At 30.8% G+C, this 1780-nt stretch carries 4 protein-coding genes; all 4 read right to left on the minus strand.

Going from position 1 to position 1780, the window contains the following annotated elements:
* Positions 1-11: 11 nt before the first annotated feature.
* The 4 genes from BKK52_RS10840 to BKK52_RS10855 all read right to left on the minus strand — a co-directional run bounded on the left by BKK52_RS10840 (position 12) and on the right by BKK52_RS10855 (position 1556).
* On the minus strand, positions 12-242 hold the full coding sequence (locus BKK52_RS10840) for a hypothetical protein (RefSeq protein ID WP_077478682.1): 231 nt from the start codon (positions 240-242) through the stop codon (positions 12-14).
* Between the two features lie 2 nt (positions 243-244).
* Positions 245-436 (minus strand): NucA/NucB deoxyribonuclease domain-containing protein, encoded by a 192-nt coding sequence (locus BKK52_RS14255; RefSeq protein WP_423227658.1) that lies wholly within the window; start codon positions 434-436, stop codon positions 245-247.
* Between the two features lie 413 nt (positions 437-849).
* Positions 850-1227 (minus strand): DUF596 domain-containing protein, encoded by a 378-nt coding sequence (locus tag BKK52_RS10850; protein ID WP_077420584.1) that lies wholly within the window; start codon positions 1225-1227, stop codon positions 850-852.
* An 11-nt stretch (positions 1228-1238) separates the two neighbouring features.
* Complete coding sequence (locus BKK52_RS10855; RefSeq protein ID WP_143531414.1) at positions 1239-1556, minus strand: hypothetical protein; 318 nt, start codon at positions 1554-1556, stop codon at positions 1239-1241.
* Positions 1557-1780: the final 224 nt, after the last annotated feature.

The raw sequence follows: 1780 nt of genomic DNA on the forward strand, positions 1-1780 counted from the left end.
ATAATATATTGTCAGCAAAAAAACATTTCCTTTAAATTAATTTCTTTGACCAAAAACTCATTCCAAGAATAAAGATTTCTACTAAACACTACTGATATTGGAAATACTCTAAAAGCTCCTTCAAACGCCCAAAAGCCATTCTTTTCAGAATATAGCTTTTCAAGTAATACTGGAATATTAAATTCATTAGGATTACCTATACTATTGCTAGATATTTCAAATAACTTTTTCAAATAACTCATGCTCAATTCCTTATTATAATTTTAACTTTATCACCATCAGATAGATTTTTACATTGATTTCCAATACATCTACCTGCCCCCCTGTTATCACTAGGTGATATATGCTTTACAGATGCACCTTTACCACCTTCTCTAAACATAGCCGGAGGATATTCATCTCTATCAAACCTAGTTCTGTAGGAATATTTTTTAATGCTTCTTTTCTTCTATTTTTAGCTCCTTGCCTGTTGATAGTAAGAATATTAGGATGCCCATTAGCTATACTCATTTATTTATTACCCAAAATAAAAGGTCAAATACCACATGAACAAAAACAGCTATTAAAGAAACAAAGAAAGAAGCCTGCATGGAAATTAAAATATTCCTCCAAAGAATACTTAAATCTAAGCTACCTCCCAATCCAATAAAACAACACGAACATGATAAAAAACACATCAGAAGATAATATAAATATTTCATTATTTACCCCCATCCTTATTCTCTATATTACTATCTAATATTAATATGTAAATCTACTAATTTATAAAAATAAGGCGGACTTAAGTCCACCCTACATTACGGTTTGTTTAATATTTGTCCCTCGAGTATTAAGAATTTTGGAAAAAATCTAACTAAACCAGTACTCTCCATCATCTTTCAACCATCCTACATCAACAGGACATTCAGTATACCACCATAAATTATCAATATCTTTCTCTGGCACATTCTCATCATATTCTGTTGGGAATGACTTATAAATATAACTTAATTGAGTCTCTAGATCAGAGTTATCTAATTGCTCATGAATATCAACCCAAGTTCTAAACTCAATAACAGCAATCTTAGAATTAACTATATACCTTATGAATTTAATAAATTCAGATTTTAAAATATCATAGTCAGACACACCATTACTACACAGTTCCTCTTGCAAACTAAAATAAATAGCATTTATATTTTTAAACTTAGACTCGCTTATCACATACTCATAATTTAATTTAAGCATAACAACCTTATTTACTTTTCAAATTTTATTTCTATTTTTCCAGCATTAATTCCGGAAACCCTTTCATTAACATTACTAGGCTGAACAATTTCAACCGTATATTTAGCTCTTGTCTTTTCTTGTGAACTAGAAAATGTTCTCAAATTAACAGTGCTACCTTTCAAAGGACCTTCTGTTGGTTTTACTGACCAAACCTTGCCGTTATTACCATTTAAATCTTTCATTTTTGAAATGACAATTGGGTTGGGCAGCTTATCCACTCCTGTTATTTCTTTAAAATAAGAAAATACATTTTGATCGCTTACTCCTTGATATACAGGTGCTCCCATACTTGTTTTAGCGAGCGTAGCGTGTGTGAAACCCAGTTTCACGCACGAAAAAATTAATTCGTGCGTGGATTTTCAATCCACACACCCTACGTTTGCTATCACTTTTGCAACCGTAAATTCATCATTATAAACTGCGATCATTCCCTCTAAGAAATCTACCTAAAATAAAGCATAACCCTAATAACAAAAAAAGGATTGGAGAAAACTTTAATATAGGAACTATA

Origin of the sequence: Rodentibacter trehalosifermentans (assembly GCF_002000545.1) — a bacterium.
GTDB classification, from domain to species: domain Bacteria; phylum Pseudomonadota; class Gammaproteobacteria; order Enterobacterales; family Pasteurellaceae; genus Rodentibacter; species Rodentibacter trehalosifermentans.